General features: G+C 69.1%; 25 protein-coding genes, 1 tRNA gene and 1 pseudogene. 11 read left to right on the forward strand and 16 right to left on the reverse strand.

Annotated elements, in window-relative coordinates; genetic code table 11:
* Nucleotides 1-2 precede the first annotated feature (2 nt).
* The 4 genes from rsmH to DVW87_RS04690 all read right to left on the reverse strand — a co-directional run bounded on the left by rsmH (nt 3) and on the right by DVW87_RS04690 (nt 3079).
* A complete protein-coding gene (rsmH, locus tag DVW87_RS04675) occupies nt 3-947 on the reverse strand; it encodes a 16S rRNA (cytosine(1402)-N(4))-methyltransferase RsmH (RefSeq protein WP_114686546.1) in 945 nt (314 codons plus the stop codon).
* On the reverse strand, nt 944-1444 hold the full coding sequence (locus DVW87_RS04680) for a division/cell wall cluster transcriptional repressor MraZ (RefSeq protein WP_114686547.1): 501 nt from the start codon (nt 1442-1444) through the stop codon (nt 944-946). The genes rsmH and DVW87_RS04680 overlap by 4 nt, the downstream gene beginning before the upstream one ends.
* A gap of 316 nt (nt 1445-1760) precedes the next feature.
* Nucleotides 1761-2036 (reverse strand): hypothetical protein, encoded by a 276-nt coding sequence (locus DVW87_RS04685; RefSeq protein ID WP_114686548.1) that lies wholly within the window; start codon nt 2034-2036, stop codon nt 1761-1763.
* Between the two features lie 50 nt (nt 2037-2086).
* Nucleotides 2087-3079, reverse strand: coding sequence for a cysteine synthase A (locus DVW87_RS04690; RefSeq protein ID WP_114687073.1), 993 nt, complete (start codon nt 3077-3079; stop codon nt 2087-2089).
* 168 nt (nt 3080-3247) lie between these two features.
* Between DVW87_RS04690 and DVW87_RS04695 the strand changes: the two genes are divergently transcribed.
* From DVW87_RS04695 to aat, 3 genes are all read left to right on the forward strand, one after another.
* Nucleotides 3248-3787 (forward strand): DNA-deoxyinosine glycosylase, encoded by a 540-nt coding sequence (locus tag DVW87_RS04695; RefSeq protein WP_114686549.1) that lies wholly within the window; start codon nt 3248-3250, stop codon nt 3785-3787.
* Nucleotides 3788-3828: 41 nt separating this feature from the next.
* Entirely contained in the window at nt 3829-4212 is a 384-nt protein-coding gene (locus DVW87_RS04700) for a hypothetical protein (RefSeq protein ID WP_114686550.1), read from the forward strand.
* 66 nt (nt 4213-4278) lie between these two features.
* A complete protein-coding gene (aat, locus tag DVW87_RS04705) occupies nt 4279-5025 on the forward strand; it encodes a leucyl/phenylalanyl-tRNA--protein transferase (RefSeq protein WP_114686551.1) in 747 nt (248 codons plus the stop codon).
* 35 nt (nt 5026-5060) lie between these two features.
* Here the strand turns inward: aat and DVW87_RS04710 are convergent.
* From DVW87_RS04710 to DVW87_RS04730, 5 genes and pseudogenes are all read right to left on the reverse strand, one after another.
* Nucleotides 5061-5507, reverse strand: a pseudogene (locus DVW87_RS04710) (DUF2155 domain-containing protein); the annotation flags it as partial.
* Complete coding sequence (locus DVW87_RS04715; protein ID WP_114686552.1) at nt 5507-5899, reverse strand: NADH:ubiquinone oxidoreductase subunit NDUFA12; 393 nt, start codon at nt 5897-5899, stop codon at nt 5507-5509. The pseudogene DVW87_RS04710 and the gene DVW87_RS04715, both read right to left, overlap by 1 nt.
* 68 nt (nt 5900-5967) lie before the next feature.
* Entirely contained in the window at nt 5968-6468 is a 501-nt protein-coding gene (locus tag DVW87_RS04720) for a DUF192 domain-containing protein (RefSeq protein WP_114686553.1), read from the reverse strand.
* A 5-nt stretch (nt 6469-6473) separates the two neighbouring features.
* The gene (locus DVW87_RS04725; RefSeq protein WP_239017808.1) at nt 6474-6977 is read right to left on the reverse strand and encodes a cold-shock protein; all 504 of its coding nucleotides are present in this window, start codon (nt 6975-6977) and stop codon (nt 6474-6476) included.
* Nucleotides 6978-7094: 117 nt separating this feature from the next.
* The gene (locus tag DVW87_RS04730; RefSeq protein ID WP_114686555.1) at nt 7095-7649 is read right to left on the reverse strand and encodes a regulatory protein RecX; all 555 of its coding nucleotides are present in this window, start codon (nt 7647-7649) and stop codon (nt 7095-7097) included.
* A 124-nt stretch (nt 7650-7773) separates the two neighbouring features.
* Here DVW87_RS04730 and DVW87_RS04735 point away from each other — a divergent pair, with 124 nt between their 5' ends.
* On the forward strand, nt 7774-9531 hold the full coding sequence (locus tag DVW87_RS04735) for a fatty acyl-AMP ligase (RefSeq protein ID WP_114686556.1): 1758 nt from the start codon (nt 7774-7776) through the stop codon (nt 9529-9531).
* A 61-nt stretch (nt 9532-9592) separates the two neighbouring features.
* On the forward strand, nt 9593-10849 hold the full coding sequence (locus DVW87_RS04740; protein ID WP_114686557.1) for a glycoside hydrolase family 25 domain-containing protein: 1257 nt from the start codon (nt 9593-9595) through the stop codon (nt 10847-10849).
* Between the two features lie 38 nt (nt 10850-10887).
* Here DVW87_RS04740 and DVW87_RS04745 read toward each other — a convergent pair whose 3' ends face one another.
* Complete coding sequence (locus tag DVW87_RS04745; RefSeq protein WP_114687074.1) at nt 10888-11634, reverse strand: HAD-IIB family hydrolase; 747 nt, start codon at nt 11632-11634, stop codon at nt 10888-10890.
* 95 nt (nt 11635-11729) lie between these two features.
* Between DVW87_RS04745 and DVW87_RS04750 the strand changes: the two genes are divergently transcribed.
* From DVW87_RS04750 to DVW87_RS04755, 3 genes are all read left to right on the forward strand, one after another.
* Nucleotides 11730-12302, forward strand: a complete 573-nt coding sequence (locus DVW87_RS04750; RefSeq protein ID WP_114686558.1) for a DedA family protein — start codon at nt 11730-11732, stop codon at nt 12300-12302.
* A 163-nt stretch (nt 12303-12465) separates the two neighbouring features.
* Nucleotides 12466-12588: a hypothetical protein gene (locus DVW87_RS18465; RefSeq protein ID WP_275402071.1), complete on the forward strand. Its 123-nt coding sequence runs from the start codon at nt 12466-12468 to the stop codon at nt 12586-12588.
* A 120-nt stretch (nt 12589-12708) separates the two neighbouring features.
* Nucleotides 12709-12942 carry a KTSC domain-containing protein gene (locus tag DVW87_RS04755; protein ID WP_239017750.1) on the forward strand — a complete coding sequence of 78 codons (234 nt, stop codon included), beginning with the start codon at nt 12709-12711 and terminating at the stop codon, nt 12940-12942.
* A 112-nt stretch (nt 12943-13054) separates the two neighbouring features.
* Here DVW87_RS04755 and lepA read toward each other — a convergent pair whose 3' ends face one another.
* On the reverse strand, nt 13055-14863 hold the full coding sequence (gene lepA / locus DVW87_RS04760; protein ID WP_114686559.1) for a translation elongation factor 4: 1809 nt from the start codon (nt 14861-14863) through the stop codon (nt 13055-13057).
* Nucleotides 14864-14949: 86 nt separating this feature from the next.
* Here lepA and DVW87_RS04765 point away from each other — a divergent pair, with 86 nt between their 5' ends.
* Nucleotides 14950-15486, forward strand: a complete 537-nt coding sequence (locus tag DVW87_RS04765; RefSeq protein WP_114686560.1) for a peroxiredoxin — start codon at nt 14950-14952, stop codon at nt 15484-15486.
* Between the two features lie 50 nt (nt 15487-15536).
* Here DVW87_RS04765 and DVW87_RS04770 read toward each other — a convergent pair whose 3' ends face one another.
* The gene (locus tag DVW87_RS04770; RefSeq protein WP_114686561.1) at nt 15537-16049 is read right to left on the reverse strand and encodes an AAA family ATPase; all 513 of its coding nucleotides are present in this window, start codon (nt 16047-16049) and stop codon (nt 15537-15539) included.
* Nucleotides 16046-16621 carry a nicotinamide riboside transporter PnuC gene (gene pnuC, locus DVW87_RS04775; protein WP_114686562.1) on the reverse strand — a complete coding sequence of 192 codons (576 nt, stop codon included), beginning with the start codon at nt 16619-16621 and terminating at the stop codon, nt 16046-16048. Before pnuC ends, DVW87_RS04770 begins: the two co-directional genes overlap by 4 nt.
* Nucleotides 16622-16798: 177 nt before the next feature.
* On the opposite strand from pnuC, the gene DVW87_RS04780 reads away from it, so the two are divergent.
* Nucleotides 16799-16875 (forward strand) — tRNA-Pro (locus tag DVW87_RS04780).
* A 112-nt stretch (nt 16876-16987) separates the two neighbouring features.
* A complete protein-coding gene (locus DVW87_RS04785) occupies nt 16988-18157 on the forward strand; it encodes an SET domain-containing protein (RefSeq protein ID WP_114686563.1) in 1170 nt (389 codons plus the stop codon).
* 7 nt (nt 18158-18164) lie between these two features.
* Here the strand turns inward: DVW87_RS04785 and DVW87_RS04790 are convergent, their stop codons facing one another.
* From DVW87_RS04790 to DVW87_RS04800, 3 genes are all read right to left on the reverse strand, one after another.
* Nucleotides 18165-19919: an aspartyl protease family protein gene (locus DVW87_RS04790; RefSeq protein WP_114686564.1), complete on the reverse strand. Its 1755-nt coding sequence runs from the start codon at nt 19917-19919 to the stop codon at nt 18165-18167.
* A 79-nt stretch (nt 19920-19998) separates the two neighbouring features.
* Nucleotides 19999-21831 (reverse strand): sensor histidine kinase, encoded by a 1833-nt coding sequence (locus tag DVW87_RS04795; RefSeq protein ID WP_114686565.1) that lies wholly within the window; start codon nt 21829-21831, stop codon nt 19999-20001.
* A gap of 5 nt (nt 21832-21836) precedes the next feature.
* Nucleotides 21837-23720 carry a putative bifunctional diguanylate cyclase/phosphodiesterase gene (locus tag DVW87_RS04800; protein WP_114686566.1) on the reverse strand — a complete coding sequence of 628 codons (1884 nt, stop codon included), beginning with the start codon at nt 23718-23720 and terminating at the stop codon, nt 21837-21839.
* Nucleotides 23721-23725: the final 5 nt, after the last annotated feature.

Genomic DNA, 23725 nt, shown 5'->3' on the forward strand with positions numbered 1-23725 from the left:
TCTTACGCTCCTTTGCCAGTCCAGGATGCCGCCCCGGTACGCCGGGCGGTTCTGAGGGTTGCCGATCGCGCGCGCGGATTGCGCGCCAGTTCCGCCTCGCCCGCGCGCACTGCGCGGCCGACGCTCTCGAAAGTGGGTTCGGCCGAGGCCTCCGCCTGCGGCAGGTGGCGCGAGCCGCCGGGATTGCCGCCCGAACGCTCGCGCAGGAAGCGCTTCACCAGCCGGTCCTCCAGGCTGTGGAAGGTCACCACCGCCAGCCGGCCGCCGGGCTTCAGCACCGCCTCGGCAGCGGCCAGCCCGTCTTCCAGCTCGCCCAGTTCGCGGTTCACGTGGATGCGGATCGCCTGAAAGGTGCGGGTCGCCGGGTCCTTCTTGTCGTGCGGCTTGTGGCCCAGCGCCTTGCGCACGACGTTGGCGAGCTCGCCGGTGCGCGTCAGCGGGCGCGCGGCGACGATCGCCCGCGCGACCCGCCGGCTCTTCGGCTCCTCGCCATAATGGTAAAGGACGTCGGCGATCTCTTCCTCGTCGGCGGTGTTGAGGAAATCCGCCGCGCTTGTCCCTTCCTGGCTCATGCGCATGTCCAGCGGGCCATCGGCCTGGAACGAGAAGCCGCGCTCGGCCTGGTCGAGCTGCATGGAGGACACGCCGATATCCAGCGTGACGCCGTCCACCGCGGCGATGTCGCGCGCGGCCAGTTCGGCCGCCATGGCCGAGAAGGTGGCCGGCACGAGGATCAGCCCGCCGTTGCTCTCCGTCACCAGCGCCTGCCCGTCGCGGATCGCATCCGGATCGCGGTCGAACGCCGCGACCCGCGCCCCCGCCGCGAGCAGCGCCCGCGTGTAGCCGCCGGCGCCGAACGTGCCGTCGACCATCGTCTCGCCCGGCTGCGGCGCAAGCCCGGCGACCACTTCGTCGAGCAGGACGGGGACATGGGGCTGCACGCTCACAGCGCGATCCCCTTTTGCTTGAGGTGGTAGCGCGCGGCCGCCTTCATCACGTCGGGCAGGCCCTCGGTGTCGATCAGCGTTTTTGGGTCCCAGATCTCGAAATAGTCGAACACGCCCCAGAAGAAGGCGTGCTTGTCGATGTTCGCGAAATCGCGGGGAAAGCCGGGCAGGATGCAGCGGCCGGAGCCGTCGAACGGCACTTCCTCGCCATGGCTGACGCGCCGCTTGATGTTGTAGTCGAACTCGCCGTCGTCGGCGGTGTAGTTGGCCTCGCGTGCATCGGCCTGGCGCTTCAGCACCGCGCGATAGGCCGGGTCATAGGCGATCAGGCACTTGTTCTTCTGGTGCACGGCGATGACGACGTTGCCGCCATCCTTGCCGTCGGCGCGCGGCGCATTGGCCGCCAGCGCGCTTCGCAGGGACGCAGGGATAGCGACCCGGCCCTTGTCATCGACAAGGCCGAAACCGTCCCCCTGATATTCCACCCTGTCGGTCAACGCCTACCCCGCCGTTCAGCAGGCAAGCCGATCCCGTTTCCGAAAAGCGCGCCGATCGCGCGTCTTTCGGAGAGCCCATCCGGGCAAGGAGAGTCAGCCCCTGTCGCTAAACAGGGTTACTATGCCACTAAGGGGGAGACAAGGGGATTTCCGGGGACAGCGCGGGAATTCGACTTAGATCGGCCGAGTTCCCTGGGCTGGAGCGGGAGCAGCCGTCATCGCCATGGCCTCTCCCCGATGCCGAAAACCGGCCGCGCACGGGCGATCGGCAGCCGCTGCGCAGGTTTTCCCCGATTTTCCCTGAAGCGCATGCCCGTCATCGCCGCGCCATGCTGCTGTTGCCCGAGGTCGCCGGTGCCACGCCGAGTTCGGCAAGCGGCTCGCTGGTGGGCAGGTCGCCGGGCACGCTGGTATTGGCGATGGCCATGTTGGCGATCGCGTCGGCATGCGCGCCGGCGAGCGGCCGATCCTTGCTGACGCTGGAAAAGATCGCCGCTGCCAGCCCGATCAGCAGCAGCACGGCGGCCAGTCCGATCATGCCGACCTTGACGCGCTGCGACGTCTGGCCCGGTTCCTGCGCGGTGGTCTTCATCACTGTTGTAAAAATGTAACGGCCTCTAGCCTGTTTGTCGACCCCCCGGCTCAACTCATCGCAAGGTCGCGCTCGCGCACCAGTCCTTTCGCCTCCAGCCATTCGCGATTGTAGAGGGTGGACAGGTAGCGAAAGCCGGTGTCGCACAGGATCGTCGCCACCCGGCTGCCCGGGCCCAGCTGCCGCGCCAGCCGCACCGCGCCGGCCACGTTGATGCCGCTCGAAAGACCCAGGCACAGCCCTTCCTCCTTGAGCAGGCGATCGACCCATTCATACCCTTCCGCGTCCGAGATGCGGAACTGCGTGTCCACGGGCGCGCCTTCCAGATTGGCGGTGATGCGCCCCTGCCCGATCCCCTCGGCAACGGAGGAGCCCTCCGACCGCAGCTCGCCATGGGCGTAGTAATCGTAGAGCGCCGCCCCGTGCGGGTCGCTCAGCGCGATGCAGACCCGCTCGTCCTTGGCCTTGAGGCCGAGCCCGACGCCGGCGATCGTTCCGCCGGTACCCGCCGCGCAGGTGAAGCCATCGACCCGCCCGTCCATCTGCGCCCAGATCTCCTCCGCCGTCCCCACGATGTGCGCGCGACGGTTGGCGATGTTGTCGAACTGGTTGGCCCAGATCGCATTCGGCGTCTCCTCGGCCAGCCGGCGCGAGGTGTGCACGAAATGGCCGGGGTTGGAATAGGGCGCGGCCGGCACCAGCACGAGTTCCGCGCCCAGCGCGCGCAACGTGTCCATCTTCTCGCGACTTTGCGTCTCGGGCATCACGATGATCGTGCGATAGCCCTTGGCATTGGCCACCAGCGCCAGGCCGATGCCGGTGTTTCCCGCCGTGCCCTCCACGATGGTGCCGCCGGGACGGATCAGGCCGCGTTCCTCCGCATCCTCGACGATGAACAGCGCCGCACGGTCCTTCACCGAGGCACCGGGGTTGGCGAATTCGCATTTGCCGAAGATGTCGGCGCCTGCCGCCTCGCTCGGTCCGCGAAGGCGCACGAGCGGGGTATGGCCGATAAGGGAAAGCGTGTCGCTGGCGGTCTGCATGGTGCACAGATGGGCTGCGATCGCCCGCGCGGCAATCCACCACATATATGCCGGGCGCAATCGGAGCTTGGGGCGGAAGGTGATTCGGGAAATCGAGCGAGGAATGAGACACGGCAGGCATCGCCTGGACCCCGCGCGCCATGCCCGCGCCGCCGCCGGGGCGCGCCGATGACGGGCCAGCCGCGCAAGCATTCCTTTCCGCCCGTCGTGGCCGCGGACACGCGCCTGCTCGTGCTGGGCAGCCTGCCGGGCGAGCGCAGCCTGGCGGAGCGGCGCTATTATGCGCATCCGCAGAACCAGTTCTGGCGCCTGATCGGGGCGGCGGTCGAGCGCCCGGATCTGCCCGCCCTGCCCTATGACGAGCGGCTCCTCGCGCTTCTTGCCGCCGGGGTCGGCTTGTGGGACGTGGTCGCCTCCGCCATCCGGCCGGGCAGCACGGATGCGGCGATCCGGGAGGCGGCAGGCAACGACCTGGCGACACTCGTCGCGAGCCTGCCAGTTCTGCGCGCCGTGGCGTTCAACGGCGGAACCGCGTGGCGGCAGGGCGCGCCGGTGCTGAAGAACAGCGGGCCCGATCTCATCACCCTCCCCTCGTCCAGCCCGCTGCACACGATCGGTCTGGCCGCCAAGCTGCCAGCCTGGCAGGCGCTGCGGCAATACCTTTCGCCCGGCGCGGCGCACAACGGAAACAATGTGTCAAATTCATAACTGTTGACCCGGCTTCTCGCATGCGCGAAGCGGCTTCCGTTATGACCAGGCTCTCCCTCCCCCTTTCCGCTCTGGCCTCGCTGCTCGCACTGGCCGCCTGCAACAAACCCGCGCCCGAAGTGGTCGACACCACCGCGCCCGATCCGAACCGCGCCGCGCTGGCGAATGCCGCGCCGGTGGAGCTGCCGCCGGCCGTGCGCGCCGACGTGACGCTGCGCTGCAAGGACAACAGCCTCGTCTATGTCACCTTCTTCCAGGGCGACAAGCAGGTGAACGTGCGCACCGAAAAGGGCGGCCAGCCGACCCAGCTCAAGGCGCCGGAAGCCGGCCAGCCCTACACGGCCGAGGGCTATTCGCTGACCGGCGACGAGAAGAACGTCACGCTCAAGCAGCCGGGCAAGGGCTCGCTCGTCTGCCACGCCTGAGCGTTCGCTCCTGATCCGCATCGCGCGGCGCTTGCCCTCGGGCCGGCGCCGCGCCACCTTTGCCGCGTGAAGCACCGCGCCGCTCCCTCCGCTCCCGAACCGCTCGATCCGCGCCTGGTGCTGGGTGCCTATGCGGTGGGCGCCTTCCCCATGGCGGATGCGCGCACCGCCGATCACGTCCATTGGGTCGAGCCGCGCCAGCGCGCCGTGCTTCCCCTGGACGGCTTTCATCTTTCCGGCTCGCTCCGCAAGACCATCGCCTCCGGGCGCTTCCGCGTCACCGCCGATCAGGCGTTCGAGCCGATGATCGCGCTGTGCGCCGAAGCGGCGGCGGACCGTCCGGATACCTGGATCAACGCCCAGATCGAGCAGGTATTCGTCGAACTGCACCGGATGGGTTTCGCCCATTCGATCGAGGTCTGGCACGACCGCGAGCTTGTTGGCGGCCTGTACGGGCTGGCGCTCGGCCGGGCCTTCTTCGGCGAGAGCATGGTCAGCCGCGCGCGCGACGCGTCCAAGGTCGCGCTCGGCTGGCTTGTCGCCCGGCTGCGGGTGGGCGGCTTCTCGCTGCTCGACTGCCAGTTCATGACGCCGCACCTGGCGTCGCTGGGCGCGGTGGAGGTTTCCGCCGCGCGTTATTCCGGGTTGCTGGCGGACGCGCTCGCCGGCGTGCTCGGCGACGCCGAGGGAGAGGGCGCAGGAGCCGGGGACTTCTTCGCGCTCGACCGCCCCGCTTCGCCGGTCGCCGCCGCGACCGAGTCGGCGCCCGCTTCCGGAAAGGTCATCGCGCAGCTCTTGGGCCAGACATCGTAGATCGGGTGCTGCACCACGTTCAGGCCGGGCTGCTCCTTGAACAGCCAGCCCGAAAAGACCCGGTGCCAGCGCCGGTCCAGCTCCAGCGTATCCACCTGCACGAAGGCGCCGGTATAGGGCTGGTCCTCCCACGGCGCGGTCCGCTCGCACGCGCGCAGGCGGACGATGAGATCGCCCAGCCGCACCGCCCCGCCCGGCTTCAGCGTCACGTCGCGTGTCTGGCCGTTGCGCTTGTTGAGCACGCCCAGCACGGCGACGCGCTGCGCCATCGGCGTTGCCCCCTTGTTGGGGTCGACGCCCCCCTCCTCCACGTCCACCGTGGTCACGTCGGTCGGCGCCGGCGCCTCGTCCAGCGCGGTGGGCTCGACAATGGTGGCGGTGGCCGGAGCCGGGGCCTGCCGGTCCTGCCACGCACGCCAGCCGAACCAGCCGCCGACCGCCAGCAGGACCGCGACGATCAGGCCCAGAAGGGCGCGGCGCATCAGGCGTCCGGCGTCCAGGCCTCATAGTCGCCGGTTGAGACGGCCCGCTTGCCGCCCTTCTCCAGCGCACCCGGCGGACGATAGGCCAGCGCGGTGCCGGTGAGATTGGGCACGGCCGGCTTCTGCCACGCGCGGTGCTTCGGCATTGCCGCGTCGGGCACGCCGTCGATCTGGTGGTGCATCCAGCTGAACCATTCCGGCGGGATGCGGCTGGCGTCGTTGGCGCCGGCATAGATCACCCAGCGGCGCGCGCGTCCGGCAGTGTCCCGCCCGCCCTCGTAATAGACGTTGCCGAGCGAGTCCTCGCCCATGCGCGTCTTGCCGCGCAGGCCGAACCAGGTGCCGATGGTGGCGCCGTTCCACCAGGTGAAGGGATTGAGGTTGATGCCCATGGTGTTCCGCGCTTAGCGCGACGCCCGCCCGCCAGCAACCGGCGTTGCAGTCGGGACGGTCGATCGCGTCACTTCGGCCAGCTGACCTTGTCGCCTTCCGCGATCCCCAACGCGGCCGCGCGGCCGCCCAGCAGCTCCAGCACCGCCGCGACCGGCTCGCCCGACCCGATCGGCGCCTCGGAAAAGGGCACGGCGTTTTCGGCGATGGTGGCGATCGTGCCGTCCGCCCGGATGAAGATCAGGTCCAGCGCCGATGGCGTGTTCTTCATCCAGAAGCTGGCCACCTGCGGCGGGCCGCCGGCGGCCGGATACGGGTAGAACAGCATGCCGCCGTCCTGCGGAATGTCGGTGCGGAACATCAGCCCGCGCTCCTGCTCGGCCGGCGTCTTGGCGACTTCCACCTTGAACGTGTGAACGCCCTTCGCGCCCGTGACCGTCACCGGCAGCAGCGTCTGCTTCGCCTCGGCCGTGGCGTTGGCGGTGCCGGGGGTGCAGCCGGGCAAGGCGGCGGCGATCAGTCCGGCGGCGAGCGCGGGCAGGAAAGCGGCGCGGGGTCGGCGAAGCATCATCACGTTCAGTCCTGTTCGACCGCCACGGCGAGCGGCCCCTTGCGGCCATCGACGATCCGGGCGCGCAGCGGCTGGCCGGGCTCCACCTCGGCCACCCCGCCGCGGCGAAGCGTCTCCATGTGGACGAATATATCCGCGCCGTCCGCATCGCGCACCAGGAATCCGTAGCCCTTCAGCCGATTGAACCACTTCACCTGCGTGGGCTCGAACGGCCCGGCCTCGGCGAGCAGGCTCTGCGGGTCGAGCCGGTCTGCCGGCCGGCCCCGCGGCTCGACCACATCGGCCAGGTCGATCGCCAGGACCTCGACCGCCTGCAACCCGCGGTCTCGCCGCACCGCCACGCAGTCCACCCGTGCGCCCTCGGGCAGCGAGCGGCGATTATGCGCGGCAAGCGCCGAGAAGTGGATCAGGATATCGCCCAGCGCCGGATCGTCCGCCACCAGGAAGCCGAAGCCGCGCGTCACGTCGAACCATTTCAGCACGCCGGAAAGGCGCACGCCATCGGCCATCCCGGCAGGCTCGGGATGCTCCGAAGATACAGGCACGGAGCGCGGCTCTTGACGCATTCGATCCCCCGGGGCGGGTGCCTAGCACGATCGTGCGGCGCTGCACAAAACTGTTTTATCTCACTCCTGGGACAGGGTGGAGACGTCTTCCCCCGGCGCCATGCGCACGATGCGCCGGGCAAGATCCAGCGCATGGCCGCCGCGCAGCATCGCCGCCAACTGCTTCTCCCGCTCCGGCCGTTCCGCCTGCGCACGCGCAAACGGTCCGATCCGTTTGCGGCGCGCCAGCGACAGCGCCGCCTCCACCGCGCCTTCCTCCACCTGCGGCGCAACCGCCTGCTGCTCGTCCTCGCCGATGCCCGCCGCGCGCAGGGCCGCGTCGATGCGTCGCTTGCCCAGGCCCCGCCGGCCCAGCGAGCGCGCGCGCGCCTCGGCAAAGGCCAGGTCGTCGACATAGCCGAGCGCGGTCATCCGGGCGGCCACCGCCGCCGGATCGGCGGGCGCGCCCTCCCAGCCGCGCTCCCGCACCTTGCGGCGCAGGTAATCGGCCAGCTTCGCCTCGCTGGTGGCGAACCGTTCCACATAGCGCAGCGCCAGCCGATCGAGCGCCGCGGCATCCAGCGGCGGCGGGGGTCGGCGCTCGCGGCGGCCGGCGGAAGGCGAGACGGCAGGCATGCGCCATCATTGTGCCACACTCCGTGCCGATTTTGCCCCAAGATTTTTGGCGTCGAGCAATTGCAAGCGTGCCCACGGGCACGAACACCCGCGGCAATGGGAAAACCGCGATCAAGGGCGAATTATGACGGATACGCAGAACAGGGCAGCAGCGGGCGAGGCGCTCGTGCCGACCGCCACCGAGGACGCGCTTCCACGTCGCTTCTCCGATTTCGCCACGCTGGGCGAGGCGCTGGATTATGCCGCCACCGGCACGCGCGGCCTGAACTTCCACGACGCCCGCGGCACGCTCACCCGCCCTTATCCTTTCCGCGAGATGCGCGAGGAGGCGCTGGCCTGCGCCCGCCGCCTGATCGCCGCCGGCATCCGCCCGCAGGACCGGGTCGCGCTGATCGCCGAAACCGGGTCGGAGTTCGCCGCCCTCTTCTTCGGCGTGGTCTATGCCGGCGCCTGGCCGGTGCCGCTGCCCCTGCCCACCTCGTTCGGCGGCTCGGCCTCCTATATCGAGCAGCTCCGCGTGCAGCTCGCCAGCTGCGACCCGCAGATGCTGCTGTTCCCCGCCGAACTGTCGCAAATGGCGGGCGAGGCCGCGCGTATCGCCGATGTGGAAGGGCTGGACTTCACCAGCTTCGCCGCCCGCCCTGCGCCAGACGCCGCGCTGCCCCGGGCCGGCAGCGAGGACATCGCCTATCTGCAATATTCCAGCGGCTCCACCCGCTTCCCCCACGGGGTGGCGATCACCCACCGCGCGCTGCTCAACAACCTGCAGGCGCATGCGTTCGGGATGAAGCTGATCGAAAGCGATCGCTGCGTGTCCTGGCTCCCCTGGTACCATGACATGGGCCTGGTCGGCTGCTTCCTGTCGGTGGTCGCCAACCAGGTGTCGACCGATTACCTGAAGACCGAGGATTTCGCCCGCCGACCGCTTGCGTGGCTCGATCTCATCAGCCGCAACCAGGGCACCTCGCTCTCCTATTCGCCGACCTTCGGCTATGACATCTGCGCGCGCCGCATGTCGTCGCAGACCAAGGCGTCGGACCGCTTCGACCTCGCGCGCTGGCGCGTCGCGGGCAACGGCGCGGACATGATCCGGCCGGACGTGATGCAGAGCTTCGTGGACGCCTTTGCCGATGCCGGCTTCCAGGCGACCGCCTTCCTGCCGAGCTACGGCCTGGCGGAAGCGACGCTTGCCGTCTCGATCATGCCGCCGGGCGAAGGGATCCGCGTCGAGCTGGTCGAGGAAACGCAGCTGTCCGGCTCCGGCATGACCGAGGACCGCCCCCAGCGCTACCGCGCGATCGTCAATTGCGGCCGCCCGGTGAAGGACATGGCCGTCGAGATCCGCGAGGAGGACGGCACGCCCCTGCCCGAGCGCGCGATCGGCAAGCTGTGGTGCCGCGGTCCCTCGGTGATGGAGGGCTATTTCCGCGATCCGGACGCAACCGCCGCCTGCATGACCGATGGCTGGCTGGACACCGGCGACATGGGCTATCTGTCGGACGGCTATGTCTACATCGTCGGCCGCGCCAAGGACATGATCATCGTCAACGGCCGCAACCACTGGCCGCAGGACATCGAATGGGCCGTGGAGCAGCTGCCCGGCTTCAAGCAGGGCGACATCGCCGCCTTCGCCATCACCACGCCGGGCGGCGAGGAAACGCCGGCGGTGCTGGTCCAGTGCCGCACCTCCGACACGTCCGAGCGCAAGCGCCTGCACGACGAGATCCGCGAGCGCGTCCGCTCGGTCACCGGCATGAACTGCGTGATCGAGCTTATCCCGCCGCGCACCCTGCCGCGCACTTCCTCGGGCAAGCTCAGCCGCGCCAAGGCCCGCAACCTGTATCTGGCGGGCGAGATCAAGCCGTACGAGCTGGCGGCGTAAGCTCCGCTCGACAGCGGCGCCGCGCCGCGCCATCCTCCCCCGGCTGATCGGGGGAGGATAAATGCGGCATCTGCTTGGCCTGCTGGCAACAACGTCTCTGCTGGGCTCGGCATCCGCGCAGGAGCCGAAGCAGGTCGATCTCTATACCGTCTCGCGCAATGCGGTGATGGCCGGCAGATACCTGGACGCGACGGCCGTCCTCGAAGCGGAGGCGTTCAAGCCCGGCGCCGCCGTGAACGGTCTGCCGCGCCAGCTCTGGACGCAATATACGCCGTTCGTGACCGGCGAGCTCGATCCGGCCGTGTTCGGCGCGGACACGCCACCGGCCGATCCGGCGATGCTCGCTCAACTCGCCGCCGCCCGGCCGCGCGATGCCGTGGCCGAGATCGCGCGGCGCGCCCGCGACACGCGGATCGTCATCCTCAACGAGGCGCATTTCAGCCCCCGCGACCGCGCCTTCGCGCTGGAAGTCGCCCGCGCCTTGCGGCCGCTCGGCTATTCCGTCCTCGCCGCCGAGACGTTCCGCAATGATCCGGAAGCAGGGCAGCCCGCGACCGGCGGCGAGCAGCTACAGCAGGACGGCATCGTTCGTCGATCGACCGGCTTTTACAGCGCCGACCCGGTTTTCGCGAACTTCCTGCGCGGCGCCCATGCGCTCGGCTATCGCACCGTCGCCTATGAGCAGCGGCGCGACCAGACCACGCCCGACGGCGGCGTGCCCGAGCGCGAGGAAGCGCAGGCGCAGAACCTGCTGGCCATGCTCCGCGCCAACCCTGCCGCCAAGGTGCTGGTCTATGTCGGTCACGGCCACGTCATGGAAGGCTCGAGCAGCGCCGGCCCCGCCATGATGGCCGAGCGGCTTAAGCGGCTTTCCGGAATCGATCCGCTGACGGTCGATCAGGTGCGGCTTGCCGGCCTCCGCCCGCGGTTGCGCGTCGTGCAGATGGCGGCAAGCGCGCGTGTGGGCAGCCGTCCCGCGATCTTCATGAAGGGCGACACGCCGCTCATCCTGGGCGATGGCGATGCCGGCGCGGTCGACCTTCAGGTCGTACACCCACTGCGCAGCTATCGCCACGGCCGTCCTTCGTGGCTGGCGACCTTTGGCGGACGTCCCGTCGCGATCGCCCCCGCCTTGCTGCCGACCACAGGCAAGCGCCTGATCCAGGCGTTTGATGCCGCGGAACCCGCCGACGCCGTGCCGCTCGACCAGGTTCTGGTGGAGGCAGGCAAGCCCGCGCCGATGCTGCTGCTGCCGGCCGGGCGACGCATCCGCTACGCGGTGCAGGAGCCCTCTTCGCTCGCCACGGCCTCCCGCTAGCGCAACCTCCCCCAGTCAGGCGCTGGGAAGCAGTCGCCTTACTTCTGGCAGGCGACGATCGCCGCGATCACCGCCAGCGTTTCCTGCGGATCGCGCACGCGCACGGTGTCCAGCCCCATCTCCTTGGCGGGATAATCATTGCCGCCGGGGAAGATCGCGTCGCCGATGAACAGGAACGTCTCCAGCGGGATGCCGCTGGCGTCGTGGAGCTTGCGCAGGCCATAGGCCTTGTCCACGCCCTCGCGCGTGATGTCGATCGAGGTGGCGCCGCCCATGTTGATCGACAGGCCCGGCAGCCGCTGCTTCAGGTCGGCCTGGATGACCTTGCGCTTCTCGAACTTGGGATCCCAATGCTCCTTGGCTTCGATCGGTGCCTGCTGGCCGAGCGCGGAGAAGGTGATCTGGCTGCCGCGATCCTCGATCCGCTCGCCCCAGGTCTGCTCCGGCGTGAAGCCGGTCGCCTCCAGCGAGGCGTCGAACGCTTCCAGGATCTTCTTCTTGGTCGCATCGTCGAACAGCTCGGCATAGACCGGGCGCCACGCGCCCTCCTTGTGCGTGTAGAGCTTGGTGCCGGTGGTGGGCATCAGCCACAGGCGCGACAGGTCTGCGCGCGCGGGCAGCTGGCTCGCCACCTGCTTGTCGAACTGCGGCCAGTCGCCGCCGGAGATCACCGCGACGTTCGCCACGCCCAGCAGGTCGGCCAGCGCCTCGCCCATGTCGGGCAGCAGGGCCTGCTTGCTCAGCGCGAGCGTTCCGTCGAGATCGAAGGCGACCAGCTGCTTCATGGCGTTCACTCCTGTTGAAGCCCCGCCCTTAGCAGCGCAATGCTGCAGAGCAATATGGATGGTGCGGCCCTGTTCGGGACGACAGAAGGACGGACATGGCGATGGAAGCACTGCTGGCGCGATATGGCCTGCTCGCCATTCTGGTGGGCGCCGGCATCGAGGGCGAAGCGGTGGTGATCGCGGGCGGCGTCCTGGCGCACCGGGGCCTGGTGCCGTTGTGGGGCGCGATGCTGTGCGCGGCGGCCGGCTCCTGCATCGTGGACCAGGCATGGTTCCTTGCCGGGCGCCGCCTGCGGGACAACCGCCGGGTCGCCGCCATCCGCGCCAAGCCGGCGTTCGCCCGCGCGCTGGGCCTGCTGGAGCGGCACCCGACGGTCTTCGTGCTCGGCTTTCGCTTCGTCTACGGCATGCGCACGGTCAGCCCGATCGCGATCGGCACGTCGCGCGTTCCGGCACGCCGCTTCGTTCCCTTGAACGCGCTGGCGGCGGCGATCTGGGGCTGTCTGTTCACCCTGCTCGGCTATTGGTTCGGCAACTTCCTGGATCCGCTGCTGCACCGGCTGATCGGGCGGCCGCATGTGCTGGCGCTGGTCGCCGCCACGCTGGCGATTGCAGGCGCGGCGTTCTGGCTACTCCGCCGCCGAAGAAGCGCGCTGCACCAATCCTGATCGTATGACGCCAAGGATACAGCATCGCCCTCGCACAGGTGATTGAAGCTGCGCGCGAAGGCCCATTGGCATGCCCGATGCAACCTCCTCCCTGCCGATCAAGGCAGCGACGGGAGGATCCAATGACGCGATTGATGACGCTTGCAGCACTGCCGCCCCCACCATGACCCGCGCACGGCTGACCGTCGCGGGCAGCGCGTCGGGTCCGGCCCGGCTGTGCCTCACCCCGCACCCGCGTGGCGACGTGCTGCTGCGGGCGACCGCCTGCCGCGCCGGGCCTGCCTGAGTGCCCGGAATTGGGCGCTTCGCGGGGTCATAATGCGCTGAGCGGATTCGCTCCGGCGCGGAATCGATTCGCCCCGCCGCAGGCAGGGGAACGCTCGATTCCACCGACCTTTCCGGCATCATGCGGGCGCGCCGGCTGAACTCCTCGCTGATCGAGCGGATCGTCTTCGACGAGGAAGCGGAGACGTTGCGCATCCGCTTCCGGCGCTCGGGCGAGTATCTCTATTCGGGCGTTCCGCGCGCGATCTATGAGGCGCTGAGCCGCGCCAAGTCGGCGGGAACGTTCTTCAACGAGGCGATCAAGGGGCGCTTCGCATGTCAGCCGCTGCGGAGAAGGTATCCGGTGGAGGAATGAGGCCGCGCCGCAGCGAAGCCATGTCGTCGATCGACAGGCGCGAGAGCGAGCTCGCGCGGTCGTCGGCCGGCCTTCGGCACCACCGCGGCTAAGCTGCGCTTAGCCTTGGGCCTCAGGCCTCATCGCCCATCCTGAGCGCGGCGATGAACGCCTCCTGCGGGATGCTGACGGAGCCGTATTCCCGCATCTTCGCCTTGCCCTTCTTCTGCTTGTCGAGGAGCTTGCGCTTGCGGGTGGCGTCGCCGCCATAGCATTTCGCCGTCACGTCCTTGCGCATCGCGCTGATCGTCTCGCGCGCGATCACCTTGCCGCCGATCGCCGCCTGGATCGGGATCTTGAACAGGTGGCGCGGGATGAGGTCCTTCAGCCGCTCGCACATGCCGCGCCCGCGCGTTTCCGCGGTGCCGCGGTGGACGATCATCGACAAGGCATCGACCAGTTCCTCGTTGACGAGGATGCTCATCTTCACGAGGTCGCCCTCGCGATAGCCGATCTGGTGATAGTCGAAGCTGGCATAGCCCTTCGACAGCGATTTCAGCCGGTCGTAGAAGTCGAACACCACTTCGTTGAGCGGCAGCTCATAGGTCGCCTGCGCGCGGCCGCCGACATAGGTGAGGTTCTTCTGGATGCCGCGGCGATCCTGGCACAGCTTCAGGATCGAGCCGAGATATTCGTCCGGCACGTAGATCACCGCCTCGATCCACGGCTCAGAAATGGTCGCGATCTTGTTGGGATCGGGCATGTCGGCCGGATTGTGCAGCTCGATCCTGCCGCCATTATGCGTCAGCTCGATCTCGTAGACCACGCTGGGCGCGGTGGTGATGAGGTCGAGATCGTATTCGCGCGTCAGCCGCTCCTGGATGATCTCCAGGTGGAGGAGGCCGAGAAATCCACAACGGAAGCCGAAGCCGAGCGCGGCCGAGGTCTCCATCTCGAACGAGAAGCTCGCATCGTTCAGCCGCAGCCGCGAAATGCTCTCGCGCAGCTTCTCGAAGTCGTTCGCGTCCACCGGGAATAGCCCGCAGAACACCACCGGCTGCACTTCCTTGAACCCGGGCAGCGGCTCGGCGGCGGGCTTCTTGGCATCGGTCAGGGTGTCGCCGACGCGGGCCTGCGCCACGTCCTTGATCTGCGCCGTGATGAAGCCGATCTCGCCCGGCCCGAGGTCGGTCAGCTGCTCGATCTTCGGCCGGAAGCAGCCCACCCGGTCGACCAGGTGCTGCGTGCCCGCCTGCATGAAGGTGACGAGCTGGCCCTTCTTCAGCACGCCTTCCATCACCCGAACGAGGATCACCACGCCGAGATACGGGTCGTACCAGCTGTCCACCAGCATCGCCTTCAGCGGCGCGGTCGCATCGCCCCTGGGCGGCGGGATGCGGGTGACGATCGCTTCCAGCGTTTCCTCGATGCCGATGCCCGACTTGGCCGAGGCGAGCACCGCGTTCGAGGCGTCGAGCCCGATCACCTCCTCGATCTCGGCCTTCACCTTGTCCGGATCGGCGGCGGGCAGGTCGATCTTGTTGATGACGGGCACGATCTCATGGTCGTGCTCGATCGACTGGTAGACGTTGGCGAGCGTCTGCGCTTCCACGCCCTGCGCCGAGTCCACCACCAGCAGCGCGCCCTCGCACGCCGCCAGAGAGCGCGAGACCTCATAGGCGAAGTCGACGTGCCCGGGCGTGTCCATGAGGTTCAGCGTGTACGTTTCGCCGTCCTGCGCCTTGTAGGACAGGCGCACGGTCTGCGCCTTGATGGTGATGCCGCGCTCCTTCTCGATGTCCATGTTGTCGAGCACCTGCTCGCTCATCTCGCGGTCGGAAAGGCCGCCGGTCTTCTGGATGAGGCGGTCGGCGAGCGTCGACTTGCCATGGTCGATATGCGCGATGATCGAGAAGTTACGGATCTTGTCGAGGGGAGTCATAGCCGCGCGCGTTAGCAGGCGGCGTGCCAATTGCCAAAGGGCGCGTGAAGTCCGTACAACGACAGCGATCCAGCGGAGAACATTCGATGAAGCGCCACGCCCTCCTGCTCGCCGCCGCCGCCCTCCTGGCTGCCCCTGCCTCCGCCGCGTTGAAGCCGGGTGCCAAGGCGCCGGCCTTCGCCACGCAGGCGGCGACCGGGGGCAAGGTTTCCACCTTCGATCTTTCCGCCGCGCTGAAGAAGGGCCCGGTGGTGCTCTACTTCTTCCCCGCCGCCTTCACCTCCGGCTGCACGGTGGAAGCGCACGAGTTCGCGGAGGCATCGGACGATTTCGCCCGGGCCGGCGCTACCCTGATCGGCCTGTCCGCCGATCCGATCGACAAGCTGGCCGACTTTTCGGTGAAGGAATGCCGCAACAAGTTCCCGGTCGGGGTCGCGCAGGCGCCGACGATTGCCGGCTATGACGTCGCCCATGCGGTGGCCAAGAACCGCACCGATCGCACCAGCTACGTCATCGCGCCGAACGGCCGCATCCTGTATGCGCTGTCGCAGCCGAACCCGGCAGGACACGTCCAGGGCACGCTTGCCGCCGTGCGCGAGTGGCGCGCGAAGCACCCGAAATAACGCTTGTCGAGGCTGCACCCGCCAGCCTCGGCTGTAACGTCACCGAACGCTTAAAAGGCCGCGATCGCCGCCAGCGCGCTCGCCAAGCGGGCTGGCCCCTCCCCGCGTACCATCGCCCAGCGCACGCCGCGGCGCTCCAGCTCCGCGCGCGACAGGTCGAAGAACTTCTGCCGCAGCTCGGCAGTCCCGAACAGGCGCGTGCCGTCCGCCACCCAGGGGAGGTCGATGTCGAACAGCAGGTAGAGGTCTGCGGTATCGTGCCAATCATCGAACCAGGGATCGCGCCGGCCGAACAGCATGTCGGCCCACACCGCCGTCATCAGCGGATCGGTGTCGAGAACCAGCGGGTCGGCGCCGCCGGCGAGGGCCGCCGCGATCTGCGCGTGGTGCGTCCGGGCGATGGCGAGCAGGTCGTCCATCGTGAAGTCCGTGCCTTCCGCCTCGGCATAGTCGCGGCCATATTCGCCGAGATAGCCGCCGCCCAGGCGCGCGGCCAGAACCGGGCCGACCGTCGATTTGCCGGTGCTTTCCGGCCCGTGAAGACAGATCGTGCGCGGGATCATGCGACAACTGGCCTCGCCGGACGGCGCACGCGGTGCCAGTCGAGCAAGCCCCACAGGGCAAGCGCGAGATAGATCGTGTACAGCCCCGCGGTGAGATACAGCTCCTTGGCCGCGTAGAGCGGGACGGAGGCCAGGTCGACCGCGATCCACAGCCACCAGTTCTCGATCCGCCGCTGCGCCATCAGGATCTGCGCGGCGACGCTGGCGATGGCGATGCCGGCATCGGCCCAGGGGTAGGACGCATCCGTGAACCGGTGCATCAGCCCGCCCCACAGCAGAGTGGCGCCGGCAATCCCGCCCACCCAGCCCAGCCGCGCGCGGCCGGCCAGCCGCTCCACCGGGATCTCGCCGGTTGCGGCGCTGGCGCGCGTCCAGTTCCACCAGCCATAGGCGTTCACCGCGACGAAGAAGAGCTGGAGCAGCGCGTCCGAATAAAGCTTCGCCCCAAAGAAAACCGCTGCGTACAGGGCGGTGGAGGCGATCCCGAACGCGAAATTGCCGATCCGGCGCAGCACGACCAGCGCCACGCACACGATGCCCAGCAGCGCCGCGGCAAGCTCCAGCCCGTTCATCCGTCCCCCGCTTCCTTCAGGACGTACCCGATAGCATCCCCGTTCCACCGCGCCACCCCGCGCGAGGGTTCGCCAGCCGCCCTGAACGGAATGCGCGCGCAAAGCCCCTTGCCGGCCGGAAATCCGCTGCTATAAGCCGCCGCCTGCCGCCCGTTCCGTGAACGGTGCGGTCCCGGTCGGGGAATAGCTCAGCCTGGTAGAGCACTGCCTTCGGGAGGCAGGGGCCGGAGGTTCGAATCCTCTTTCCCCGACCATTTTCCTTTCAGATGCCCGCATCCCGCCGCCGCCCTCCCGGGCCGGCGTGCGGCGGCACGGGGCCGCCTTGCTGGACGGAGTCGCGGCCGGGCGATAGTCTGGCGCCAAGCCATGCCCCCTGCCGCGCCCTCCTTCTGGTTCCTCCTCGCGGTTGCGACGAGCCTAGCCGCATACGTCCTCTACGGCATCGGCCTGCGCCGCCGCCTGGTGGAGCCGAACCGCGCCTCCTGGCTGATCTGGAGCGCCGCCGCTGCAGTGGAGGCGGCCACCTACACCGCGGTCAATCCGCACGGGCCGCAAGCCTGGGTGTTCCTGTTGTCGGCGGGCGCCTGCCTCCTTGTCACGCTGGCGATCTGGCGACGAGGCGCGTGGGATCGGCCCACGGCCGACGAACTGTTCTGCATGGCCGCCTGCCTGGCCGCGCTCGTCCTGTGGCTCGCCTTTCGTTCCGCCTTCTGGGCGCACATGCTGGTGGTAGCCGCGGTGCCCGTCAGCTTCTGGCCGACCTGGGCGAGCACCTGGGCCGACCGCACGCGCGAGCGCTCGCCGGCCTGGGGCCTCTGGACGATCGGCGACCTCGCCACGCTGATCGTCGCCACGCGCAGTGAGAGCGGCGGGATGGGCGAATACGCCTATATCCTGGTGGAACTCGCCTGCCATGCCGGCATGTGGCTGATGGTGGGCCTGCTCACGATCAACCCGCTGCGCTCGCTCGGCTGGCGGAACGGCCGCTTCTTCGTGCTGGACGCCTATGCGCCCGCCGACAATCTGTTCCGGATCGGCGAGACGCATCTCGGCAAGGCGGTCTATGCCGCGCAGGGCTTTGCCGAGGGCGAGACGATCATCCGCTTCACCGGCCGCCGCTTTCGCGCCGATCGCGTGCCCAGCGACCTTTCCGGCCGCGCCGACCGCTTCGTGCAGGTAACGCCCGATACCGTGATGGGCCCGTCCGGTCGCATCGACGACCTCATCAACCACAGCTGCGCGCCCAATGCGGGCCTGCGTTTCCTGTCCGGCGGCGTGTTCCTGATCGCGGTGCGCGCCATTGCGCCGGGCGAGGAGATCGCCTGGGATTATTCCACCACCATGATGGCGTCCGACTGGCAGATGCTGTGCCAGTGCGGCGCGCCCGATTGCCGCGGGACCATCGGCAACTTCTCCACCCTGCCGCCGGAGCGCCAGGAATGGTACCGCGCGCGCAATCTCGTCGCGCCGTACCTGCGCCGCAGCGACACCGTGGGCGGCTGGCGCGAAGTGGAGCTGGCGCGCCTTAGCGGGTGAGCGGGCGCTATTCCAGCCCGATCTTCTTCGCCCGTTCCGCGATGTCCGCATTGAGCGCCAGCGCGGCCGTGCGGTCCGCATCCGCTTCCTGCATACGGCCCAGCTTCCGCCTGGCCAGCGACCGGCCGTACAGCGATCCGGCGTTCTTCGGGGAAAGCTTCAGCGCCATGTCATAGTCGGCGAGCGCGCCGGCCGTGTCGCCGCTGCGCAGCTTCACCAGCGCCCGGCTGTCGAAATAGGACCCGTCCTGCCCGCGCAGCCGGATCGCGGCGTTGCAATCGTCCAGCGCCTTGTCCAGCTCGCGCCCGAGCTGCGCGCGCGCCCAGCAGCGCCCGTTGAAGGCGCCAGCCCGGCTGCTGTCCCGGGCATGGTCGCGGAACCATAGATCGTAATTGGCCAGCGCCTTTTCCGGCGCGCCATGCCCGTTCCAGAACGCCGCCACGCCGAGCCGCTTGTCAGACGACGGCGCCAGCGCGGCGTCGGCCGCGGCCATGTCCTCGATCGCGCCCTTCTCGTCCTTGGCGGCTGCCCGGCCCGATGCCCGCATCATGCGCGCATCGACGTGGGTGGGGTCGAGCTTCAGCACGCGGTCGAGATCAGCCAGCGCCCGCCGCGGCTGCCGCGTGGCGAGCTGCGCCATCGCCCGCTGGTAGAAGAAGCGCGGCTCGTTTGGGGCAAGTTCGCAGGCCTTGTCGAAATCGGCCAGCGCCGCATCGAAGCGCCGGTTGGACGCCAGCACCGCACCCCGCCGGGCAAAGGCCTCGGCCGTGGTCGGCTCGGGCTCGGTGCTGGTCAGGTCCAGCCGCTTGCCCGCCGTGTCCACCGCCCCGCGCGGGCTGAGGCCGAACACGGGTCCGCCTTCATAGGTGAAGTACATGAGCCCTTGCGCATTGGAGACGAACATGCGGTGCGTCAGGAAGAAGTCGGAGCCGATCAGCATGTCCGCGCCGCCCAGGTCGACATCGGCGATGGTGATCTTCGGCTTGAACAGCCGCTCGCCGGCCAGGTCGATGCTGTCGAAGGTGGCCCGCCAGGTGGGTATCCGGCGGCTGCCCACGCCCCCCGTCTCGCCCGATCGCTCCACGCCGGGCGAAGCGGGGGTCACGCCGATCCGCTTGGCGGCCGCCAGCGACAGCAGCGAGCCTTGCGCACCCGTGTCGAACTCCGCCCTCACCTTCACGCCGTTGATGAGCACGGTGGCGATCGTATGCGGCTTGAACCGGGAGATCGGATCGCGTTCTTCCAGCCGGATGGTGGAAAACGGCCGCTCGCCCGCCCAATAGGCCAGCGTCGCCTTGTCGCAATCGGTGGTCCGCATCAGCCGCACCGCGCCATGCGGCAGGTCATATTCCACATCGGCGAGACCCAGGATGTTCTGACCCAGCAGCCCGGCCGTGCCCGTGTCGCTGCCGCCGACGATGAAGTCCGCCTTGGGCAGCGTCACGCCGCCCAGCTTGAAGTCGCGGGTGGTGCCGATGCCCACCGAGGAGGTGCCGCCGACGCCCTTCACGTAGAAGCTGGGTGGGGCCGGGCGCACTTGCACGCCGAATTCGGCCGCGCTCGCGCGCGACAGGGTGCTGTAGAAGGCGCCGCTGTCGACGATGAAGTGCGCGTCCTTGCCGCCGAACTGCGCCGTGACCATCGGCCGGCGCCCGGCCATGGTGACGGGCAGTTCCAGCATCTTGCCGACCTTGCACGCCGCCGCCGCCGGCTGCGCCGCCAGCAGCGCACATCCGCCCAGCACCCATCCGCGCCACTTCATGCGATCCCCCCGGCCCTTTTCTGCCCTTCTGCGGCATCCTAGCGCGCGCAGGCATCCGGGCAAGCGAGTTCGGGCGAGTTCAGGCGGCCGCCCGCATCTCCGCCGGCGCGCTCGGCAGCGTCAGGATCGCGCTCGCCCCCAGCCCCCGTCCGGCGCTTTCCAGGCGCAGGCCGCCGCCCATGGCGTTCATCGAATTGGCGCACCAGTGAAGGCCGAGGCCGCCGGACTTGTGCGCCCGGGTGGAGAAACCGCGCTGGAACAGACCCGCCGTCGTCTCCGGCGCGAAGCCCTCCCCATCGTCGCGGATCGAAATGGTCGTGCGCCCGTCCTGCTCGTACGCCGAAACCGTGATGCTGCCGGTATCGGCGCCCCCGGCGGCGATCGCTTCGCCGGCATTGCCGAACAGATTGCCGATCACCTGGCTCAGGATCACGCGGTTCGCCAGCACCCAGAATGGTTGCGCAGGAAAGCTGAACGCGATCGAGAGTCCCTGTGCGTAGCGGGCCAGCGCCGCGTTCTGCGCCACGATCGCGGTGACGTCGACCGGCTCCAGCACGGGCCGTTCGTGCGCATGGGCCTGCTGCTCGCCGATGATGTCCAGCACCACGCGCATCGCCTCGCGCCCGGTTGCCAGCTGTTCGCGCTGCCACGCGCGATCCCGGGCAAAGGCGTCCACCGCCGCCGTCAGAAAGGCGAGCAGCTTCTCGCGCCGCGCCGGCGGCAGGTCGTCGCGGGCAAGCTCGCCCACCGCGCGCTCGAACAGGGCGCGGTCCACGGCCGGCGGCTGCGCCACCCCCTGTGACAGGATGGTGCTGATCGGGTTCAGCGCGTTGCGCACGTTGTGCATGACGGCAATCGCGCTTTCGGTGCGGCCAAGCTCGAAGCTCTGCACCTCCAGCTGTTCGCGCAGGTCCTTCAGCTGCGTCAGCATCGCGTTGAAGCTGCAACCCAGCGAGCCGACTTCGTCCGGCCGGTCCGCCTCCTCCAGCAAGGTAAGCGCACCCGACGCACGCACCCGCTGCATGTGCGCCTCCACCCGACCCAGCGGGGCGAGCACCAGCCGGGCGATCAGTCTTCGCAAGACCAGCAGCAGCACGGCAAGCAGCACGATCGTCCCGGCCACCGCGAAGCCCAGCATCCGCTGCCCCAGCAGCGACACGGCGCGGGGAACCGCGAAGGTCGCATTGGCGATCGGTTGCCCGACCCAGCCCGGCACGGGCACCGCGATGGTGACGGTGCGGCTTTCCGGCACCGCGGCCGGACGGTTGCCGAACTCCAGCCGCGCGGCGACCTGGAGCAGCTGGGAAAGCTGGGCCGAGGTGATGGTGCGGGCCATCAGCACGAACCCGCGTGGCGCGCCCGACCCGTCGCTGCGCCGCACCTGCGCGACACCGATCGCGGCGATCACGGAGCCAAGGCGGGTATAGAAATGCGCGGAGTTCCGCCGCGCGGTGGCACGGGCAAGGTCGAGGCGGGCAATCGCCTGCACCAGCCGGGCGCGCAGTTCCGGCCGATCCCTGCCGGTGGCCGGATCGAGCCACCGCGCGATCACCACCCCGCCGTCCGGAGTGACATAGGCCATGCCGCTCACGTCAAGGTTCTGCATCGCCAGCGGGGAGAAGCTTTCCTGCTCGAACGCGCGACCGGGATGCACCATGTACTCGTAGCTGGCGTTCCAGTCGCCATAGTCGCGAACCGCATTCTCCACCTTGGCCGCATAGTCGCCCAGCGCCACGCGCGTTCGCTCGACATGGCCGGCGATCGCCTCCGCCTCCAACCGTTCGAAACTGGGCGTGATGACGGCCACCAGCAGCAGCGTGATCGCCGCCGCCCCGGCCAGACCCACCGCGGTGAGCACGAACACGAGCTTTGCCCCGAGCGAGCGGGGTGCATGGGTGAGCAGTCGCGGCATGGCGGTCAGCCGTGCGTGCCGTTGGCCGCCAGCGGCTCCTCTTCGGCGTCGGGCGAGTGCATGTAGCGCTCGGCCGCCATGTCGCGCGCGAGCTCGGCGATCACCGGCCGCGAGAAGAAATATCCCTGCAGGTGGCTCGCCCCCGCCAGCCGCAGCGCCTGAACCTGCGCCTCCGTCTCGACGCCCTCGGCGCAGACCGTCAGGCCCAGCGAGCGGCCAAGATGCACGATCGAATGGACGATCGCCGCCGACTCCCGCTCCCGGCCCATGCCGTCGATGAAGCTGCGGTCGATCTTCAGGCAATCGAGCGCGAACTTGCGGATGTTGTAGAGCGAGGAATAGCCGGTGCCGAAATCGTCCAGCGCGATGCGGAAGCCCATCTGCCGCAGCTTGTAGAGCGTTTCCGCCGCGCGATCGGCATCGTCGAAGATCGCGGTTTCGGTGATCTCGATCTGCACGCGATGCGGCTCCACGCCTGCGCGCTGCGCCCGCTCCACGATATGCCCGACGAAATTGTGCCGGCGGAACTGGCGCGGGCTGAAATTGACCGACACGTACTGACCCGGCCAGTGCGCGAGCTCGGCCAGCGCGCCGTCCAGCACCCAGTCGCCCAGCTCGTGGATGAGGTTGGACTCTTCCGCGATCGGGATGAACATGGCCGGGCTGACCGGGCCGAATTCCTCCGTGTTCCAGCGCAACAGCGCCTCGAAGCCGACGATCTCCAGATCGTGGCCGGCGACGATCGGCTGATAGGCAAGGCTCAGCTCGCCGCGCTCCAGCGCCTGCGCGAGACCGCCCTCGATGCGGCGGCGAAAGCGGATGGATTCGTCCATGCTCTCGTCGAACACGCGGGCGACGCCACGGCCGGATTGCTTGGCGGCGTTCAGCGCCAGGTCGGCGCGGCGCAGCACGTCGATCGGATCGGGCTGCGCATCGGGGTGCACGAACACCAGCCCGGCCGAGGCGCCGCCCTGCACCGAATGGCCGAAGATGCGGAAGCTCCCCGCGCAATCACCGATGAACCGCTGGCATAGCATCTCGGCCGCCTCCTCGCCCGGCGCCTCGAACAACAGGCCGAACTCGTCGCCGCCCAGGCGGGCGACCATGCCACCCGCGGGCATGTGGCTGCTGAGCGCCGCATGGATCTGGCGCAGGAAATCGTCGCCGGCCAGATGGCCCAGCGTGTCGTTGACCAGCTTGAACCGGTCGAGATCGACCATCGCCACCGCCAGCCCCCGATCGCCGCGCACCCGCTCGCCCAGCGCGCGCAGGAAGGCGAGCCGGTTGGGCGCCTCGGTCAGCGAGTCATGGTTGGCGATGAACAGCGCCTTGGACTCGTTGGCCGCCAGCTCGCGGCCCTGCTCCTCCAGCTGCACCACCTGCCGGGCGAGCTGCGCGCGCGCTGCGGCCAGCTCGCGATCGGCATGCCAGCGTTGGCCCAGTGCCGTTGCGGTCTGCACCACCTCGGCCACCTCGAACGGCTTGGCGATGTAGAAGATCTTGTCCGCCGGGCCGGCGACCCTGGCGATCTCCAGCGGCGAGAAGTCGGAAAAGCCGGTGACGATGACGAGGTTGACCTCGGGGTCCAGCGCCCGGATGCGCCGCGCGGTCTCCTTGCCGTCGATGCCGGGCGGCATGCGCACGTCGATGAACGCAACGGCGAACGGCTCGCCCGCGGCCAGCGCGCGCTCCACCTCGCGGACACCGTCCACGCCCTGGCTGGCATGGGTCAGCGCGAAATGCTCGCGCGCCTCCGTTGCCGGCGCCTCGTCGCCGAACAGCTCGGCCGCCATTGCATCGAGTCCGTCGTTTCCGCCGTCAGCAGGCGCGAAACTGCGCCGGTAGCTGTCGTGCATGCCCGGTTCGTCGTCGACGATCAGAATGCGCATGGATC

This window comes from Sphingomonas aracearum (assembly GCF_003345355.1).
In the GTDB taxonomy this organism is placed as follows: Bacteria; Pseudomonadota; Alphaproteobacteria; order Sphingomonadales; family Sphingomonadaceae; genus Sphingomonas; species Sphingomonas aracearum.

What these genes read in the sequence shown, in the direction of transcription:
- DVW87_RS04685 (WP_114686548.1), bottom strand. Translation starts at nt 2,036, where the DNA reads ATGAAGACCACCGCGCAGGAACCGGGCCAGACGTCGCAGCGCGTCAAG.
- DVW87_RS04690 (WP_114687073.1), bottom strand. Translation starts at nt 3,079, where the DNA reads ATGCAGACCGCCAGCGACACGCTTTCCCTTATCGGCCATACCCCGCTC.
- DVW87_RS04695 (WP_114686549.1), top strand. Translation starts at nt 3,248, where the DNA reads ATGACGGGCCAGCCGCGCAAGCATTCCTTTCCGCCCGTCGTGGCCGCG.
- DVW87_RS04700 (WP_114686550.1), top strand. Translation starts at nt 3,829, where the DNA reads ATGACCAGGCTCTCCCTCCCCCTTTCCGCTCTGGCCTCGCTGCTCGCA.
- DVW87_RS04715 (WP_114686552.1), bottom strand. Translation starts at nt 5,899, where the DNA reads ATGGGCATCAACCTCAATCCCTTCACCTGGTGGAACGGCGCCACCATC.
- DVW87_RS04720 (WP_114686553.1), bottom strand. Translation starts at nt 6,468, where the DNA reads ATGATGCTTCGCCGACCCCGCGCCGCTTTCCTGCCCGCGCTCGCCGCC.
- DVW87_RS04725 (WP_239017808.1), bottom strand. Translation starts at nt 6,977, where the DNA reads ATGGCCGATGGCGTGCGCCTTTCCGGCGTGCTGAAATGGTTCGACGTG.
- DVW87_RS04730 (WP_114686555.1), bottom strand. Translation starts at nt 7,649, where the DNA reads ATGCCTGCCGTCTCGCCTTCCGCCGGCCGCCGCGAGCGCCGACCCCCG.
- DVW87_RS04735 (WP_114686556.1), top strand. Translation starts at nt 7,774, where the DNA reads ATGACGGATACGCAGAACAGGGCAGCAGCGGGCGAGGCGCTCGTGCCG.
- DVW87_RS04740 (WP_114686557.1), top strand. Translation starts at nt 9,593, where the DNA reads ATGCGGCATCTGCTTGGCCTGCTGGCAACAACGTCTCTGCTGGGCTCG.
- DVW87_RS04745 (WP_114687074.1), bottom strand. Translation starts at nt 11,634, where the DNA reads ATGAAGCAGCTGGTCGCCTTCGATCTCGACGGAACGCTCGCGCTGAGC.
- DVW87_RS04750 (WP_114686558.1), top strand. Translation starts at nt 11,730, where the DNA reads ATGGCGATGGAAGCACTGCTGGCGCGATATGGCCTGCTCGCCATTCTG.
- DVW87_RS18465 (WP_275402071.1), top strand. Translation starts at nt 12,466, where the DNA reads ATGACCCGCGCACGGCTGACCGTCGCGGGCAGCGCGTCGGGTCCGGCC.
- DVW87_RS04755 (WP_239017750.1), top strand. Translation starts at nt 12,709, where the DNA reads ATGCGGGCGCGCCGGCTGAACTCCTCGCTGATCGAGCGGATCGTCTTC.
- lepA (WP_114686559.1), bottom strand. Translation starts at nt 14,863, where the DNA reads ATGACTCCCCTCGACAAGATCCGTAACTTCTCGATCATCGCGCATATC.
- DVW87_RS04765 (WP_114686560.1), top strand. Translation starts at nt 14,950, where the DNA reads ATGAAGCGCCACGCCCTCCTGCTCGCCGCCGCCGCCCTCCTGGCTGCC.
- DVW87_RS04770 (WP_114686561.1), bottom strand. Translation starts at nt 16,049, where the DNA reads ATGATCCCGCGCACGATCTGTCTTCACGGGCCGGAAAGCACCGGCAAA.
- pnuC (WP_114686562.1), bottom strand. Translation starts at nt 16,621, where the DNA reads ATGAACGGGCTGGAGCTTGCCGCGGCGCTGCTGGGCATCGTGTGCGTG.
- DVW87_RS04785 (WP_114686563.1), top strand. Translation starts at nt 16,988, where the DNA reads ATGCCCCCTGCCGCGCCCTCCTTCTGGTTCCTCCTCGCGGTTGCGACG.
- DVW87_RS04790 (WP_114686564.1), bottom strand. Translation starts at nt 19,919, where the DNA reads ATGAAGTGGCGCGGATGGGTGCTGGGCGGATGTGCGCTGCTGGCGGCG.
- DVW87_RS04795 (WP_114686565.1), bottom strand. Translation starts at nt 21,831, where the DNA reads ATGCCGCGACTGCTCACCCATGCACCCCGCTCGCTCGGGGCAAAGCTC.
- DVW87_RS04800 (WP_114686566.1), bottom strand. Translation starts at nt 23,720, where the DNA reads ATGCGCATTCTGATCGTCGACGACGAACCGGGCATGCACGACAGCTAC.